The sequence below is a fragment of the Nocardiopsis sp. TRM 82005 genome, from assembly GCF_056312425.1.
In genome coordinates, this window is the sequence record NZ_JBWDTQ010000022.1 from 126,602 (window position 1) to 143,203 (window position 16,602).

At 71.0% G+C, this 16,602-nt stretch carries 14 protein-coding genes; all 14 read left to right on the forward strand.

Going from position 1 to position 16,602, the window contains the following annotated elements; genetic code table 11:
* Nucleotides 1–80 precede the first annotated feature (80 nt).
* On the forward strand, nt 81–452 hold the full coding sequence (gene rplT, locus AC0T5L_RS18410; protein ID WP_476166669.1) for a 50S ribosomal protein L20: 372 nt from the start codon (nt 81–83) through the stop codon (nt 450–452).
* A gap of 25 nt (nt 453–477) precedes the next feature.
* Nucleotides 478–1,320: a TrmH family RNA methyltransferase gene (locus AC0T5L_RS18415; RefSeq protein ID WP_476166668.1), complete on the forward strand. Its 843-nt coding sequence runs from the start codon at nt 478–480 to the stop codon at nt 1,318–1,320.
* A 527-nt stretch (nt 1,321–1,847) separates the two neighbouring features.
* Nucleotides 1,848–3,080, forward strand: coding sequence for a sensor histidine kinase (locus tag AC0T5L_RS18420; protein ID WP_476166667.1), 1,233 nt, complete (start codon nt 1,848–1,850; stop codon nt 3,078–3,080).
* A 191-nt stretch (nt 3,081–3,271) separates the two neighbouring features.
* Nucleotides 3,272–4,390 carry a phenylalanine--tRNA ligase subunit alpha gene (gene pheS / locus AC0T5L_RS18425; protein WP_476166666.1) on the forward strand — a complete coding sequence of 373 codons (1,119 nt, stop codon included), beginning with the start codon at nt 3,272–3,274 and terminating at the stop codon, nt 4,388–4,390.
* Nucleotides 4,390–6,876, forward strand: coding sequence for a phenylalanine--tRNA ligase subunit beta (gene pheT, locus AC0T5L_RS18430; protein WP_476166665.1), 2,487 nt, complete (start codon nt 4,390–4,392; stop codon nt 6,874–6,876). The genes pheS and pheT overlap by 1 nt, the downstream gene beginning before the upstream one ends.
* Nucleotides 6,877–7,340: 464 nt before the next feature.
* Nucleotides 7,341–8,567, forward strand: coding sequence for an aminotransferase family protein (locus AC0T5L_RS18435; protein WP_476166664.1), 1,227 nt, complete (start codon nt 7,341–7,343; stop codon nt 8,565–8,567).
* 229 nt (nt 8,568–8,796) lie between these two features.
* On the forward strand, nt 8,797–9,285 hold the full coding sequence (locus AC0T5L_RS18440) for a MarR family winged helix-turn-helix transcriptional regulator (protein WP_476166663.1): 489 nt from the start codon (nt 8,797–8,799) through the stop codon (nt 9,283–9,285).
* Nucleotides 9,286–9,481: 196 nt separating this feature from the next.
* Nucleotides 9,482–10,903 (forward strand): NAD(P)/FAD-dependent oxidoreductase, encoded by a 1,422-nt coding sequence (locus AC0T5L_RS18445; protein ID WP_476166702.1) that lies wholly within the window; start codon nt 9,482–9,484, stop codon nt 10,901–10,903.
* Between the two features lie 163 nt (nt 10,904–11,066).
* Complete coding sequence (argC, locus tag AC0T5L_RS18450; RefSeq protein ID WP_476166662.1) at nt 11,067–12,095, forward strand: N-acetyl-gamma-glutamyl-phosphate reductase; 1,029 nt, start codon at nt 11,067–11,069, stop codon at nt 12,093–12,095.
* Between the two features lie 12 nt (nt 12,096–12,107).
* A complete protein-coding gene (locus tag AC0T5L_RS18455; RefSeq protein ID WP_476166661.1) occupies nt 12,108–12,893 on the forward strand; it encodes a bifunctional ornithine acetyltransferase/N-acetylglutamate synthase in 786 nt (261 codons plus the stop codon).
* The gene (argB, locus tag AC0T5L_RS18460; protein ID WP_476166660.1) at nt 12,890–13,891 is read left to right on the forward strand and encodes an acetylglutamate kinase; all 1,002 of its coding nucleotides are present in this window, start codon (nt 12,890–12,892) and stop codon (nt 13,889–13,891) included. The genes AC0T5L_RS18455 and argB overlap by 4 nt, the downstream gene beginning before the upstream one ends.
* Nucleotides 13,888–15,096: an acetylornithine transaminase gene (locus AC0T5L_RS18465; RefSeq protein WP_476166659.1), complete on the forward strand. Its 1,209-nt coding sequence runs from the start codon at nt 13,888–13,890 to the stop codon at nt 15,094–15,096. The genes argB and AC0T5L_RS18465 overlap by 4 nt, the downstream gene beginning before the upstream one ends.
* 2 nt (nt 15,097–15,098) lie before the next feature.
* The gene (argF, locus tag AC0T5L_RS18470; RefSeq protein WP_476166658.1) at nt 15,099–16,046 is read left to right on the forward strand and encodes an ornithine carbamoyltransferase; all 948 of its coding nucleotides are present in this window, start codon (nt 15,099–15,101) and stop codon (nt 16,044–16,046) included.
* On the forward strand, nt 16,043–16,576 hold the full coding sequence (locus tag AC0T5L_RS18475) for an arginine repressor (RefSeq protein WP_476166657.1): 534 nt from the start codon (nt 16,043–16,045) through the stop codon (nt 16,574–16,576). The genes argF and AC0T5L_RS18475 overlap by 4 nt, the downstream gene beginning before the upstream one ends.
* Nucleotides 16,577–16,602 lie beyond the last annotated feature (26 nt).

A 16,602-nucleotide genomic window follows, 5' to 3' on the forward strand; every position in this document is an offset into this window, starting at 1 on the left:
AGCAACACGGCCGCCGGGTTCGTTGAAGCCGGGCCGGTCGGCGCGCCGCGCGCGCCGGACGAGACAACGAGGGAGTTCCAGTGGCACGCGTGAAGCGGGCTCTCAACGCCAAGAAGAAGCGCAAGGTCGTTCTCGACCGGGCGAGCGGTTACCGCGGTCAGCGTTCGCGCCTGTACCGCAAGGCCAAGGAGCAGATGCTCCACTCGATGACCTACTCCTACCGGGACCGCAAGGACCGCAAGGGGCAGTTCCGTCGCCTGTGGATCCAGCGCATCAACGCCGCGGCCCGGGTTCACGGCCTGACCTACAACCGCTTCATGCAGGGCCTGAAGCTGGCCGGCATCGAGGTTGACCGCCGTATGCTCGCCGAGCTGGCTGTCAACGACGAGGCCGCCTTCGCGAGCCTGGTGGAGACGGCCAAGAAGGCCCTCCCCGCCGAGGCCGCGGCCTAGGGTCGAAGGTGATCGGCGAATAGCGATGGCGAGCCACGAGTTCACGAGTATCCGCTCACCCAGGATCAAGGGGGTTCGGCGGCTCGCCAAGCGCACGTTCCGCCAGCGTGAGCGGCGCTTCCTCGCGGAGGGGCCGCAGGCGGTGCGGGAAGCCCTGTCCGCCGCGGGCGGCGGTGACGGGCGGCCCCACGGGGCCGCCCCGGGCGTTGTCGAGGTCTACGCCACGGCGGAGGCCATGCAGCGCCACATCGACCTGTTGGACGCCGCCCGCGCGGCGGGCGTACCCATTCACAGGGTCAGTCTGGACGTGATGTCGGAGCTGGCCCAGACCGTCACACCGCAGGGCGTCATCGCCGTCTGCGAGTTCGTCGACGTCCCCTTGGACGGTATCGGCGACGTTCGCCTGGTGGTCGTACTCTCCCACGTCCGCGACCCGGGCAACGCGGGCACGGTCCTGCGCACCGCCGATGCCGCCGGTGCCGACGCGGTGGTCTTCACCGACGCCTCCGTCGACCCCTACAACGGCAAGTGTGTCCGAGCCTCGGCGGGAAGCCTGTTCCACCTGCCCGTGGTCGTGGGCGTTCCGGTGTCACGCGCGGTCGACTTCCTACGCGGAGCCGGGGCGCGGGTATGGGCCGCCGACGGCAGCGGCACCCGCGACCTGCACACCGTCGCCGACGGCGGCGGCCTGGACGGCCGGGTCGGCTGGGTGTTCGGCAACGAGGCCTGGGGCCTGCCCGGGGACGTCGTCTCCCTGACCGACGGCGCGGTCAGCGTTCCGATCTACGGCGGGGCCGAAAGCCTGAATCTGGCCACTGCCGCAGCTGTGTGCCTGTACACCACCGCACGGCAGCAGCGGCGCTCCTGACCGATCCGGACGGACTTGGATCGTGCCAGGTCAGGGCCTGGCCGGTCACTTTGGGTGATCTCCTGGTGGCGCCTGACCCGCCCCTGTCGCGGGGTGTTACCCGGACGCACGCGCTCAGTCCGTGCGTTCATCTGCTTGAAATGCACGTGCACGGGGCCTGGGTGCCGATAGGGTCGCCAGGAGAGGGATCGCGGAGGGTCCATGCGCGTTGCGCGTAGGATCCAGCGTGCTCACCCGTGTTAGGGGTGGACGCTGTGACGTCCCGGCCTCACCCGGCAGGCTTGACGACACCGCGTGAACACGCGGGGCGTACTCGGATCGGCGATCCCTGTTCCCGGGTGGCGGGCCGACCGGAGAGGGCTTGTACGCTCTTCTCCCGCCAGGCGCCCGATCCCGGGCCGCGAGGCGTACCAGGTGGAAGTGCAGGGTAGACAACCTGCGGTGGTGCCCACGGGGTTGACCACCGGTCAGCGGTCCTCGGCCCAGGAGCCTGCGGTCGTGGACCTTCAAGGGGAGCGGGGAGAGGCGTGGGCAGCGGCCGGCAGGCGGATCACCCGGCGGAGGACTCGGGCGACGGAACCGCGCACTCCCCGGGCGGCCCCGGACAAGGGGCCGACCCAGCCACCGAGGCCTCTCCAGAGGCTGAGGACGACCGCGAACCCGGTATCCGCGACCCCTTCGGCGCGCAGACCACAGCCGCCCTGCAAGAGGTCGGCGGCGCCTCCGCCGGAACCGGCCCACTGCACCCCGACGACCTGCCCGACGGTGTGGTCGTGGCCGACGCGCGCGGCCGGGTCGTGCTGTTCAACGTCCAGGCCGCCCAGCTCATCGGTATCCCCGTCGAGGCGGCCCTGGGCCGCGACTACCGCGCTGTCCTGCCGCTGCTGGGCATCGACGGCAACGACTGGTGGGAGGCCAGCAACCCCTACGGCGGCGCACGTGACCGCGTCCGCCAGCCCGAGCGCGCCCTCCTGTTGCCCGACGACCGCGAGATCCTCGTCGCCGTGCGCTACGTGCGCGCCCGACCCGGCGGCGAGCTCGTCCGTCTGGTCGTCACCCTGCGGGGCGCCTCCGTGCGTGCCGAGCGCTCCCGTGCCGACCTGGTCTCCCAGGTGGCCCACGAGCTCCGCTCCCCTCTGACCAGTGTCAAGGGATTCACCTCCACCCTGCTCACCAAGTGGGAGCGCCTCACCGACAAGCAGAAGCTGTTCATGCTGGAGACGGTCAACGCTGACGCCGACCGCGTCACCCGACTCATCCACGATCTGCTCGACGTCTCGCGTATCGAGTCCGGCCGCCTGGAGGTGCGCCGCCAGATCGTCGACCTGCCCGAGGCCGTGCGCCGGGTCGTGGCCGGGCGCGTGGCCTCCGGCGAACCCGAGGAGCGCTTTCGCGTCGAGACCCGGGGCGAGCTGCCGCGTATGTGGCTGGACGCCGACAAGATCGAGCAGATCCTGTTGAACCTGGTGGAAAACGGCGTGCGGCACGGCGCTGGTACTGTCAGTGTTGTGATCGAGCCGTGTGAAGGAGGAACAGCGGTGTCGGTGCGCGACGAAGGCCAGGGCATAGCGCCCGAGACCATTCCGCGCGTCTTCCGCCAGTTCTGGCGCAGCAAGCGCCGGAGCGGGACCGGCCTCGGACTGTTCATCGTCAAGGGCCTCGTCGAGGCCCACGGCGGCACGATCACCGTCGGACGCGCCCCCAGCGGCGGTGCCGAGTTCCGATTTACCATGCCCGCCGGGACGCCTGAGTTCGTCTGAATACCCTTCGGACCCTCCAGCCTCCCCGGTGGGCGCCACGGCGTGCTCCCGGCCCCGCAACGGACTCTTTTCCGGGCATGCCCGCAATCCGTCTGCTTTCCCTGTCGGCTTCGTCCGCCCCGTCGCGGACCGTGACTGCCGCCCGTCCCCCCTCATCCTGGTCGGGGACTTCGGCGGCGAGGCAACCAACCATGTCTGCACCGAACAATTCCTTCGATCCGGTCGAGGTGACCCCCCTGCACCCCGACGAGGTCGCCCGCATGCGCGAGGAGGCCCTGGCCGCCATCGAGGCGGCCGCCGACCTCGCCGAACTCAAGGAGGTCCGGCTCGCACACGCCTCGGACCGTTCCCCGCTGGCCCTGGCGAACCGGGAGATCGGCGCCCTGCCCCCGGCCGCCAAGGCCGACGCGGGCAAGCGTGTGGGCGGCGCCCGGCGCGATGTCGGCCAGGCCCTCAAGGCCCGCCAGGCCGTCCTGGAGGCCGAGCGGGACGAGCGGGTCCTCATCGAGGAGCGGGTCGACGTCACCCTGCCCTGGGACCGGGCCCCGCGCGGCGCCCGTCACCCGCTGACCACCGTCGCCGAGCGCGTGGCCGACATCTTCGTCGGCATGGGCTTCGAGGTCGCCGAGGGCCCCGAGGTGGAGGCCGAGTGGTTCAACTTCGACGCCCTCAACTTCCAGCCCGACCACCCGGCCCGCACGATGCAGGACACCTTCTTCGTGGAGGGCCCCGACGGTGGTGAGTCCGGCCTGGTCATGCGCACCCACACCTCGCCGGTGCAGGTGCGCGCGCTGCTCTCCCGCGAGCTGCCGGTGTACGTGGTCGCGCCCGGCAAGACCTTCCGCACCGACGAGCTCGACGCCACCCACAGCCCCGTCTTCCACCAGTTGGAGGGCCTGGTCGTGGACAAGGGCGTCACCCTGGCCCACCTGCGTGGTGCCATTGACGCCTATGTGGAGGGTGTGTTCGGCGAAGGGCTGCGGACCCGGTTCCGCGCCTCCTACTTCCCGTTCACCGAGCCGTCCGCCGAGGTGGACATGGAGTGCTTCGTGTGCCGGGGCGCCTCCGTGGGCAACCCCGACGCGGCCTGCCGCACCTGCTCCAGCGAGGGCTGGATCGAGATCGGCGGCTGCGGTGTGGTCAACCCGCGCGTACTCACCGCTGCGGGCGTGGACCCCGAGGTCCACACCGGTTGGGCCTTCGGACTGGGAATCGAACGGACACTGATGTTCGCGCACGGTGTGCGCGACATGCACGACATGGTCGAGGGCGACATTCGCTTCACCTCGGCGTTCGGGAGTGAGAACTGATGCGCGTCCCCCTTACCTGGCTGCGGGAGTACGTCGACCTGCCGGCCGACGTCACCGCCCGCGACCTCGCCAGTCGCCTCACCCTGGCAGGTCTGGAGGTCGAGACCGTCGACGAGCTCGGCTCCGACATCAGCGGCCCCATCGTCTACGGTCGCGTGCTCTCCATCGAGGAGCTCACCGGGTTCAAGAAGCCCATCCGCTACTGCCGTGTGGACGTGGGAGAGGCCAACGGCAGCGGTGAGCCGCAGGAGATCGTCTGCGGCGCCCGCAACTTCTCCGAGGACGATCTGGTCGTGGTCTGCCTGCCCGGCGCCGAACTCTCCGGGGGCTTTCGGATCGGGGCCCGCAAGACCTACGGCAGGATGTCGGCGGGCATGATCTGCTCGGCCACCGAGCTGGGCCTGTGGGAGGACCACACCGGCATCATCGTTCTGCCCGAGGGCTTCGGTGAGGTGGGCGAGGACGCCATCGGCCCCCTCGGCCTGCGCGAGGACGTCCTCGACATCGCCGTCACCCCCGACCGCGGCTACGCGCTGTCCCTGCGCGGCGTGGCCCGCGACGCGGCCGCGCTGTACGGGGTCGGCTTCCGCGATCCGGCCGACCGCGCGGTGTCCGAGCCCGCCGGCGACGGCTGGCCCGCCGAGGCCGACCCGGCGCTGTGCGACCGCTACGTCCTGCGCGGCGCCACCGGATTCGACCCTGACGTGCCCAGCCCGCTGTGGATGAAGCGCCGCCTGCACCAGAGCGGCGTGCGCCCGCTCTCCCTGGCCGTGGACGTCACCAACTACGTGATGCTCGAACTCGGCCAGCCGCTGCACGCCTGGGACCGCGCCCAGCTCAGGGGAGGCCTGCGTGTGCGCGCCGCCGAGGCGGGGGAGAAGCTGGAGACCCTGGACCGCGTCCAGCGCTCCCTGGACACCGACGACATCGTCATCGCCGACGACAGCGGCCCGGTCAACATCGCGGGCGTCATGGGCGGCCTCAGTACGGAGATCTCCCTGACCAGCACCGAGGTGCTGGTAGAGGCTGCGCACTTCGACGCCATGCACATCGCCCGCGCCTCGCGCCGCCACCAGCTGTCCTCGGAGTCCTCCCGCCGGTTCGAGCGCGGTGTGGACTCCGCCGTGCAGCTGGCCGCAGCCACCCGCGCGGTCGAGCTGATCGCGGAGCTGGGAGGTGCCACCGTCGAGACCGCCTACACCCACCTGGACCGGACCCCGCCCCGTGAGCCGATCACGGTAAGGGCCTCACACGCGGGCTCCGTCGCCGGTGTGGACTACCCCGAGGGCACCACGGAGAAGTGGCTGCGCGTCATCGGCTGCACCGTGGAGGCCGACGGGGACATGCTGAGGGTCACCCCGCCCACCTGGCGGCCCGACATCACCGACCCCAACGACCTCGCTGAGGAGGTCATCCGGTTCGAGGGCTATGAGAACATCCCCTCGGTCCGCCCGCTCGCCTCGGGCCGGGGACTGACCGCGAGCCAGCGCCTGCGCCGGGCGGTCGGCCGTACCCTGGCCGACACCGGCTTCCACGAGGTGCTGAACTACCCGTTCGTCGGCGAGCGCGACCTCGACGGGCTCCAGCTGGAGGCCGACGACGATCGCAGGAGGGCGCTGCGCCTGGCCAACCCGCTCAACGAGGGCGAACCGCTGCTGCGCACCTCGCTGCTGCCCGGTCTGTTGAAGGCCCTGGCCCGCAACGCGGGGCGCGGCTTCACTGATGTGGCCCTGTACGAGATGGGACTGGTCTACCAGCCCAGGCACGAGGCCGCCCGCGCTCCGATGCTTCCGGTGGACCGCGGCCCCAGCGCCGAGGAGCTGGCCCGGATCGACGCCGCCCTGCCAGAGCAGCCGCGCCGGGTGGGCGCGGTGGTCTCCGGGCTCGCCGAGCGGGCCGGATGGTGGGGCACGGGCCGAGAGGCCACATGGGCCGACGCCGTCCAGGCCGCACGTGACATCGCACGCGTCGCCGGAGCGGAGCTGGAGGTCGAGGCCGACCAGCACGCCCCGTGGCACCCGGGCCGCTGTGCCGCGCTGTACGTGCGCGCGGGCGGTGAGCGTCTGCTCGTGGGGCACGCCGGTGAACTGCACCCGCGTGCCGTCAAGGCATTCGGGTTGCCCGAGCGCACGGCGGCTGTGGAGGTCGAACTCGACCGGATCGAGAGGGCCCGTATCCCGGTCACCGCCCCGGAGGTGTCCACCTACCCGGTGGCCGCTCAGGACGTGGCCCTGGTCGTGGACTCCGCGGTGCCGGTGGGGCGGATCAGCGAGGCCCTGGCCGAGGGCGCGGGTGAGCTGTTGGAGAATGTGCGACTGTTCGACGTCTACACCGGCGAGCAGGTCGGTGAGGGCCGTAAGTCGGTGGCCTTCGCCCTGCGCTTCCGGGCCAAGGACCGGACGCTGACCGCGGAGGAGGCCAGCGCCGCGCGAGACGCGGCCGTCGCCGCCGCCGCGGAGCGCACGGGGGCCGTCCTGCGCGGCTGAGGCGCATGTACGGGCCCGTGCCCGGGTCCGGCGGGGCCGGTCACCTCCAAGACGGGGTGACCGGCCCTTTTCGCGTGAAGGGGAGGGTGCGCAGAGTCACGATGCTGCCCGCGTGCTGCCGAAAGCTCTGATGAGAACCCCCGGATTCCAGAATTTTTTCAGCCTGTTTTTCCAGGCCAGCAAGGGTTTTGGTGCTGATTCCGGAGGGTAGCTGGCATGAAGTTTAAGTTTCGGGGCATGAATCGTCGTTTTGTCTCTTGCTGTGAGGTGGGTCGCCCGCTTAGCCTGCAAGCACCTGCCACTATCGGGCGTCCGGGTGCAGGTCAGATCAACCTGGGTTTTCCACTGCGCTCTCGCGCATGACACGGCTCGGAGGTCGCCATATGACCGAAACGGTTGTATCGTCCGCACTCGCTCCCCGGGAACACCGGGAGCCCAGCCGCCTCTGGCACACTTTCTGCGATATGAACACCGTGGCCAAGGGCCCGGAGTTCATGGTGGCCCGCGCCGAGGGCGTGTGGCTCTGGGATGACTCCGGCGACCGCTACCTGGACGGTACGGCAAGCCTCTGGTACTGCAACGTCGGGCATGGACGCACCGAGATCGCGGACGCGGTCCACCGCCAGCTCAGCACCCTGGACGCTTACACCGTCTACGGGGACTTCACCAACCGGCCGGCGGCGGAGCTCAGTGAGCGCTTGGCCGCACACGCGCCCGTCACCGATCCGAGGGTGATCCTGACCTGCGGTGGCGGAGAGTCCATCGACACCGCCGCCAAGCTGGCGCGCCGGTACTGGGCGGTCACCGGTCGGCCCGGGCGCACCCACCTGATCAGCCGGACCGGCGGCTACCACGGCCTGCACGGCTTCGGCACGAGCATCTCCGGCATGGACCGGTTCCGCAGCGGCTACGGCAGGCTGGTCGAGGACACCTCGGTGGTGCCACACGACTCAGCCGCGGCCCTGGAGGCCGAGATCCTGCGGGTGGGACCCGAGCGGGTCGCGGCCTTCTTCGCCGAGCCGGTGGTCGGCGCGGGCGGGGTGTTCCTGCCGCCGGAGGGCTACTTCGCCGAGGTCTCGCGGATCTGCCACAAGTACGACGTGCTGTTCGTCGTCGACAGCGTCATCTGCGGTTTTGCCCGGATGGGCAACTGGTTCGGGATCGAGCGCTTCGGGGTCGACCCGGACATGATCGTCTTCGCCAAGGGCGTCTCCAGCGGGTACCTGCCGCTGGGTGGCATCGTGGTCAGCGGGCGCGTGGCCGACCCCTTCTACAACGGTGAGGGCAACCCGTTCATGCACGGGACCACCTACGCCGGTCACCCGACGGCCTGCGCGGCGGCGTCGGCCAACCTGGACATCCTGGAGCGCGAGGACCTGTTCACGGTCTCGCTGGAGGTCGAACGGCACCTGGACGGCGCGCTGCGCGGCCTGGCCGACCACCCGCTGGTGGCCGAGGTCCGCTCGGGTGTCGGGGTGATGGGCGCGGTGGAGCTTACTGAGGAGGCTCTCACCGGGCGGGGGATCACCACGGCGGAGGTGTTCGCCGAGGCGAGGGCCCGCGGGGCGATCCTGCGACCGATCCCGACGGCACTGCTCGTCTCGCCGCCCCTGATCATCACCTGGGAGCAGATCGACCACCTGGTGTCCACCCTGGCGGCCGCGCTCGACGCGGTCGCGGCCCGTCACTGACCACGGGGCCCTGCCGTCTCCGGGGAGCGCGGCGGGGTCCTGTGGAGCATATCCGTCCAACCTCATACCGGTTTGCTGACCCGGCGCGTGGCAAGGCGCGCCGGGTGTGACGTGTTCACGGGTGGAACACATTGGGTGAAACGCCCGTTGTCGAGTAAAGTTTACTGGGAAGATATTTCTTGTGGGTGGGATGCGCGCCGGCGTCCGGCCCGAGGGACAGGAGCGGGGCATGACCACACAGCCGACCGAGACCGTGGCAGGCACGGGGACCGTGCCGAGCGACGACGACCTCATCACCACATGGGGGCTGGTCCACGAGGCGATGAACGCCATCCAGCCCAGGCTCCTGAGCGGCATCACCCCCGACGGCAGGGACATGGCGGGGCCCTGGTTCGAGGTGCTCATACGCCTACAGCGCGCCCCGGGCCACCGGCTGCCCATGAGCTGCCTGGCCCGTGAGGTCAGCCTGAGCACGGGCGGGTTCACCAAACTCGCGGACCGCCTGGAGCACGAGGGCTACCTGGCGCGGGAGAACTGCTCCTCCGACCGCCGGGTCGTCTACGCGGTGCTCACCGACAAGGGCCTGGACTTCATCGGGAAGACGCGTACCAAGCACGTCGAACGGCTGCGTGAGCACGTCCTGGGCCCGCTCGGCGACGACGGCGTCCGTCAGCTCGCCAACATGGCGCGCACCCTCCGTGACAGTGCCTGCTGCTGACAGTGCGTCCGCATCGAGGCTGTAAGTAGCCGAATTCGTCTTTCTCGACCGGTCATCGCTCACGAAGGCACTGAAAACATCCCACGAACCGTCGTTCCCGTGTAGGTTGGCGTGAGTTCGTGGGTTCCACGCGGGGTGGGCCGTGAGCGCACAGGTTTCGGGGGGAAAGATGGGACTGTTCACCACTGCCGCGCAGATGAGGACGATTCCCCGGTCCTCACGTTTCGCCAACGGGGGCGTGTCCTTCTGGTTCCGCGACACCGGGCTCCCCGAGCGTCGTGCGCCCCTGCCCGGCACCGCCGACTACGACGTCTGCGTGGTCGGAGCCGGATACACCGGCCTGTGGACCGCCTACTACCTCAAGAAAGAGCAACCGGATCTGCGGGTGGCCGTGGTCGAACGCGAGTTCGCCGGATTCGGTGCCTCCGGCCGTAACGGGGGGTGGCTGTCGGCCGAGTTCGCGGGCTCGCGCGAACGCTACGCACAGTCACACGGCAAGGCCGCGATGATCGCCCTACAGCGGGCGATGATGGACACCGTGACCGAGGTGGCCTCGGTAACCGACGCCGAGGGCATCGACGCCGACATCGTCCGCGGCGGCATGCGCCTGGTGGCCACCAACGCCGCCCAGCGCGAGCGCCTGGCCGAGGACATCGAGTACCTCCAGGAGTGGGGCTACTGGCCCGACGACATCCACTTGGTGGGCAGCGACCACGAGCCCCGGCTGTCGGTGTCCGGTGCGGTCGCCTCCGCCTACTCCCCGCACGCCGCCCGCGTGCACCCCGCCAAGCTGGTCACCGGCCTGGCCCGAGTGGTGGAGGACCTGGGCGTGGCGATCTTCGAGGACACCGCCGTGGAGGAGATCCGCCCCCGCGGCGGCGCGTCCCGCCCCGCGGTCTTCACCGAGCACGGGACCGTCTACGCCGACCACGTCGTGCGCGCCACCGAGGGGTTCACCTCCACACTGCGAGGCCAGCGCCGCGAGTGGTCGCCGATGAACTCCTCGATGATCGCCACCGAGCCGCTCCCCGCGAATCTGTGGGAGAAGATCGGCTGGGACGGCCGCGAGGTCCTGGGCGACACCGCCCACTCCCACGTCTACGCCCAGCGCACCGCCGACGACCGCATCGCCATCGGCGGACGCGGCGTCCCCCATCGTTTCGGCTCCGGCCAGGACAAGGACGGCGCCACCCAGCCGCAGGTCATCGCCGGGCTGTGGCGTGCGCTCACCCGCCTGTTCCCCGACGCGGCCGAGGTGCCGGTCGAGCACGCCTGGTCCGGCGTGCTGGGGGTGTCGCGCGACTGGTGCCCGACCGTGCACATGGACACCGAGGCCGGCCTGGGCTGGGCGGGCGGCTACGCGGGCAGCGGTGTGACCACCAGCAACCTGGCCGGGCGCACCCTGCGCGACCTGATCCTGCGCCGGGAGACCGACCTGACCCGCCTGCCCTGGGTCGGCCACCAGGTCCGCGGCTGGGAGCCCGAGCCCCTGCGCCGGGTGGGCACCCAGGTCATCCACGGGCTGTACCGCACCGCCGACCGCCGCGAGTCCCGGACCGAGGACAAGGCCCACACCTCACGCTTCGCCGGGATCGCCACCCGCATCGCGGGCCGCTGACCGGAGGGCGCGGAGCCCACCGTCACCAGTCCTCACCAGTGCCCCGGGCGCGACCGGGGACTCGGGACCGTGCTCGGGTCCGGGCGACACCCTCGTCATTGCTTGCATAAATTTACATGGTCATGCATGATGGTTCAGTCAGTTTCGACCAGGGGGCATCACCATGGGATACACAGCGGCCATCGCCGGCGCCAGCGGCTACGCGGGAGGCGAGCTGCTGCGCCTGATCCTGGACCACCCCGAGATCGAGATCGGCGCGCTCACCGCGGGGAACAGTGCCGGGACCCCCCTCATCCAGCACCAGCCGCACCTGCTGCCGCTGGCCGACCGGGTCCTGGCGCCCACCACCGTCGAGGAGTTGCGCGGCCACGACGTCGTCTACCTCGCCCTGCCGCACGGCCAGTCCGCCGAAATCGCCCAGCGGCTCGGAGACGGCACCCTCGTGGTCGACTGCGGCGCCGACTTCAGGCTCAACGACGCCGCCGCGTGGGAACGCTTCTACGGAACCCCGCACGCCGGTACCTGGCCCTATGGTCTGCCCGAACTGCCCGGGCAGCGTGAACGACTCGCCGAGGCACGCCGCGTCGCCGTCCCCGGCTGCCACGTCACCGCTGCCACGCTGGCCCTGCTGCCCGGCCTGGCCGAGCAGCTCGTGGAGCCCGACCTGACCGTCGTCGCCGTCACCGGCACCTCCGGCGCGGGCAGGTCGCCCAAGCCCAACCTCATCGGCAGCGAGGTCATGGGAGCCCTGAGCCCCTACGGCGTCGGCGGTGCCCACCGGCACAACCCCGAGATCGTCCAGAACCTCACCTCGGTCACCGGCGAGCCGGTCAAGCTGTCCTTCACCCCGATCCTGGCTCCGCTGCCCCGCGGCATCCTCACCACCTGCACCGCACCCCTGCGGCCCGGCACCACCGCCGACCAGGTTCGCGCCGCCTACCAGGCCACCTACGCCGACGAGCCCTTCGTCCACCTGCTCCCCGAGGGCACCTGGCCCAGCACCGCCATGACGCTGGCCGCCAACACCACACTCGTACAGGTCACCGTCGACCCCGACGCGGGCCGCATGGTCGTCGTCGCCGCCCTGGACAACCTCACCAAGGGCACCGCGGGCGGCGCCCTCCAGAGCACCAACCTCGCCCTCGGCCTGCCCGAGGACACCGGCCTGCCGCTCGCCGCGGTCGCACCCTAGGAAGGCAGCACCGTGAGTGTCACCGCACCCCGGGGCTTCCGCGCCGCCGGAGTCGCCGCGGGCCTGAAGGACGACGGCGCCCGGGACGTCGCGGTCGTCGTCAACGACGGCCCCTCCCGTGCCGCGGGGGCAGTCTTCAGCGTCGCCGACGACAAGGCCGCCCCCGTCCTGTGGTCCGAACAGGTCGTCTCGGGCGGACGCGTGCGCGCCGTCGTCCTCACCTCCGGCGGAGCCAACGCGGGCACCGGCCCCCTCGGCTTCCAGGACGTCCACGCCCAGGCCGAACACACCGCCGGCCTGCTGGACGACTCCGCCGCCGAGGTCGTGCTGTGCGCCGCTGGCCCCGTTGGCACACGCCCACCCCTGGACACCCTGTGCCAGGGCGCCGCCACAGCCCTGGCCGAGGCCTCGCGCAGCGGGGGACTGGCCGCCGCCGACGCCATCCGCACCACCGACACCGTCGCCAAGATCGCCTTCCGGCGCGGTGACGGCTACACCGTCGGCGCCATGGCCAAGGGTCCCGACGCCTCCCTGTCCTCGGTGCTGTGCGTACTCGCCACCGACGCCGACCTCACCGCAGACCAGTGCCAGCGCCTGCTGGCCTCCGCCGCGGACAAGACCTTCGACCCGCTGACCGCCACCAACGACACCGTGCTGCTCATGGCCAGCGGCGCCAGCGGCACCACTCCCGACGAGGGCACCCTCGTCGCACTGCTCACCGAGGTGCTGGCCGAGCTGGCCACCCAGATCGGCGCCGACACCCCCGCCACCGACCACGACCAGGCCGAGAACTCATGATCGCGCGCTCTCCCCATCCCTCTGAGGACCAGTCCAGGGCTGACGCCCTGGGCAAGGCCGCCCACCTTATCGAGGCGCTGCCCTGGCTCTCCCGCTTCCACGGCCGTACCGTCGTGGTCAAGTACGGTGGCAACGCCATGGTCAGCGAGGAGTTGCGCGTCCGTTTCGCCGAGTCCATCGTCTTCCTGCGCTACGCGGGCCTGCGGCCCGTCGTCGTGCACGGCGGCGGGCCCCAGATCAGCGCCCAGCTCAAGCGCTCCGGCGTGGAGTCCACCTTCGCCGCCGGGCTGCGTGTGACCACCGACGAGGCCATGGACATCGTCCGCATGGTCCTCACCGGCCAGGTCAACCGAGAGATCGTGGGCCTGGTCAACCAGCACGGCCCCTTCGCCGTGGGTGTCTCCGGCGAGGACGCCAACCTCCTGGCCGCGGAGCGCAAGACCGTCGAGGTGGACGGCGAGGCCGTCGACCTCGGCCGTGTCGGCCAGATCACCGGCGTCGACCCGGGCGCCGTCGCCGCGCTCCTGGCCGACGGCCGCGTCCCCGTGATCGCCAGCGTCGCCCGAGCCGACGACGGCGGTGTCTACAACGTCAACGCCGACACCGCCGCCTCCGCACTCGCGGTCGCCCTGGGCGCGAGCAAGCTCATCATGCTCACCGACGTCGAGGGCCTGTTCTCCGACTACCCGCACAACACCGAGCTGATCAGCCGCCTGGACGTCGACGAGCTGCGGTCACTGCTGCCCTCCCTGGCCTCGGGGATGCTCCCCAAGATGGAGGCCTGCCTGCACGCGGTCGAGGGCGGCGTCCCCCAGGCCCACATCATCGACGGCCGCATCCCCCACTCCCTGCTCCTGGAGGTCTTCACCGACCAGGGCATCGGAACCATGGTCGCCGACGAGGAGCTGGAGGCCGCCCTGCTCGCCGGAAACGGCCACACCCAGCGCCCCTGGCGCCCCACCGAAACCACCGCCACGAACGCAGGAGGCGTACAGTGACCAGCGGCCCCGAACTGCGCGAGCGCTTCGCCGCCTCGCTCATGCCCACCTACGGAGTCCCGCCCGTCGCCCTCACACTCGGGCGCGGCTGCGAGGTCTATGACGCCGACGGCCGCCAGTACCTCGACCTCATCGCCGGAATCGCCGTCTCCAGCCTCGGACACGGGCATCCCGCCCTGGTCAAGGCGGTCGCCCACCAGACGGCCACCCTGGCCCACACCAGCAACCTGTTCGTCCATGAACGCGAGGTCGAACTCGCCGAGCGCCTGATCGGCCTGGTCGGCGGCGACGCCAAGGTCTTCTTCGCCAACTCCGGAACCGAAGCCAACGAGGCCGCGCTCAAGCTGGTCAAGCGCGCCACCGGTCCCGGCCGCCACTACTTCGTGGCCGCCGCGAAGGGCTTCCACGGCCGTACCTCCGGCGCCCTCGCACTCACCGGCAAGGACACCATCCGCGAACCCTTCGGCCCCTTCGGCATGGACGTGCGCTTCGTCCCCCACGGCGACCTGGACGCCCTCGCCGAGGCCGTGGACGAGTACTGCGTCGCCGTGTTCACCGAACCCACCCAGGGAGAGGCAGGGGTCGTCCCCGCACCCGACGGCTACCTCGCCGGAGTCCGCGGTATCTGCGACGACACCGGTGCCGCCTTCGTCCTGGACGAGATCCAGAGCGGCATCGGCCGCACGGGACAGTGGTTCGCCCACCAGGCCGAGGACGTGCGCCCCGACGTTCTCACCCTCGCCAAGGGCTTGGGCGGCGGCCTCCCCATCGGTGCCTGTGTCGGCTTCGGCCGCTACGCCGACGTCTTCGAAAAGGGAGAGCACGGCTCCACCTTCGGCGGCAACCCCGTCGCCTGCGCCGCCGCCCTGGCCGTCATCGACACCATCGAGAGCGAGGACCTGCTCGCCCACACCGCCGTCATGGGCGACCTGCTCGCCGAGCAGATCGACGCGCTCGACCACCCCCTGCTGGCCGGACAGCGCGGCAGCGGACTGTGGCGGGCCATGGAGCTCACCGCGCCGCACGCCGCACACGTGCAGGAACAGGCGGCGGTCCGCGGCTTCCTCGTCAACGCCGTGGCACCCGAGGCCGTCCGGATCGCCCCGCCCCTGGTCATCACACCCGAACAGATCGGCCTTTTCATCGAGGCGCTGCCCACCATTCTGGACGCCTCCGAGGCCGCAGCGACGAAGGAGCAGCAGTAACCGTGACACGCCACTTCCTACGCGACGACGACCTCACCCCGGACGAGCAGACCCGGGTGCTCGACCTCGCCGACGAGATGAAGACGGACCGCTTCGGCCACCGGCCGCTCGCCGGTCCGCGTACCGTCGCCCTGCTCTTCGACAAGCCCTCCACCCGTACCCGTCTGTCCTTCTCCGTCGGCGTCGCCGACCTGGGCGGGAACTCGCTGGTCCTGGACACGGCCAGCACCCAGCTGGGGCGCGGCGAACCCCTGGAGGACACGGCCCGCGTCCTGGAGCGCCAGGTCGCCGCCGTCGTGTGGCGCACCTTCGCGCAGAGCGACCTGGAGACCCTGGCCGACCACATCTCCGTCCCGGTGGTCAACTCGCTCACCGACGACTTCCACCCGTGCCAGATCCTCGCCGACCTGCAAACCATCCGAGAGCACAAGGGCACCCTGGCCGGGCTCACTCTGAGCTACCTCGGCGACGGCGCCAACAACATGGCCCACTCCTACCTGCTCGGCGGCGCCACCGCCGGACTCCATGTGCGCATCGGCGCCCCCGAGGAGCACCACCCCGACCCCGCCGTGGTCGCACGCGCCACAGAGATCGCTGAGAGCACCGGAGGGTCGGTCACGGTCACCGCCGATGCCCACGAGGCCGCCCAGGGGGCCGACGTTCTGGCCACCGACACTTGGACGTCCATGGGGCAGAAGGACGGGGCGGCCGAACACGAGGCGCTCTTCCACCCCTACGCGGTCAACGCCGGCCTGCTCGCCGCCGCCCACCCCGAGGCCGTCGTCCTGCACTGCCTGCCCGCCTATCGGGGCAAGGAGATCTCCGCCGAGGTCATCGACGGACCGCGGAGCCTGGTCTGGGACGAGGCCGAGAACCGCCGCCACGCCCAGAAGGCCCTGCTCGCCCTCCTGCTCGAGGTCAGTGACAGGCCCGGGACCGACCGACGATGACGGTGGACAACGGTGGTACGGCGCCAATGACCAAAGCGGCCAGGCACGCCCGCATCACCGAGGTCCTCACCCGCGAGGACATCCGGTCCCAGGGTGAACTGGCCAGGCGCCTCGCGCGGGCGGGGGTCCAGGTCACCCAGGCCACCCTGTCCAGGGACCTGGACGAACTGGGCGCGGTCAAGCTCCGCACAGCCGACGGCCACCTGGCCTATGTGCTGCCCGGGGAGGGCGGAGAACGCCTGCAACGCACCCGTCCCGACAGCCTCGACCTCGAACAGGTCTCCGGCGCTCGCGTGACCCGACTCGCCGAGGACCTTCTGGTCTCGGCCGAAGCCTCCGCCAACATGGTCATCGTCCGCACCCCGCCAGGAGCGGCCCAGTACCTGGCCTCGGCCATCGACCACACCGACTTCCACGCCATCCTGGGCACCATCGCCGGTGACGACACCATCCTGGTGATCTCACGCGACCCCCAAGGCGGCGAGGAGCTGGCCGCCGCGCTCCTGGGGCTGGCCGACCGCAGACCGTAGCCGCGCATGCGAAGCCCAGCACGCCG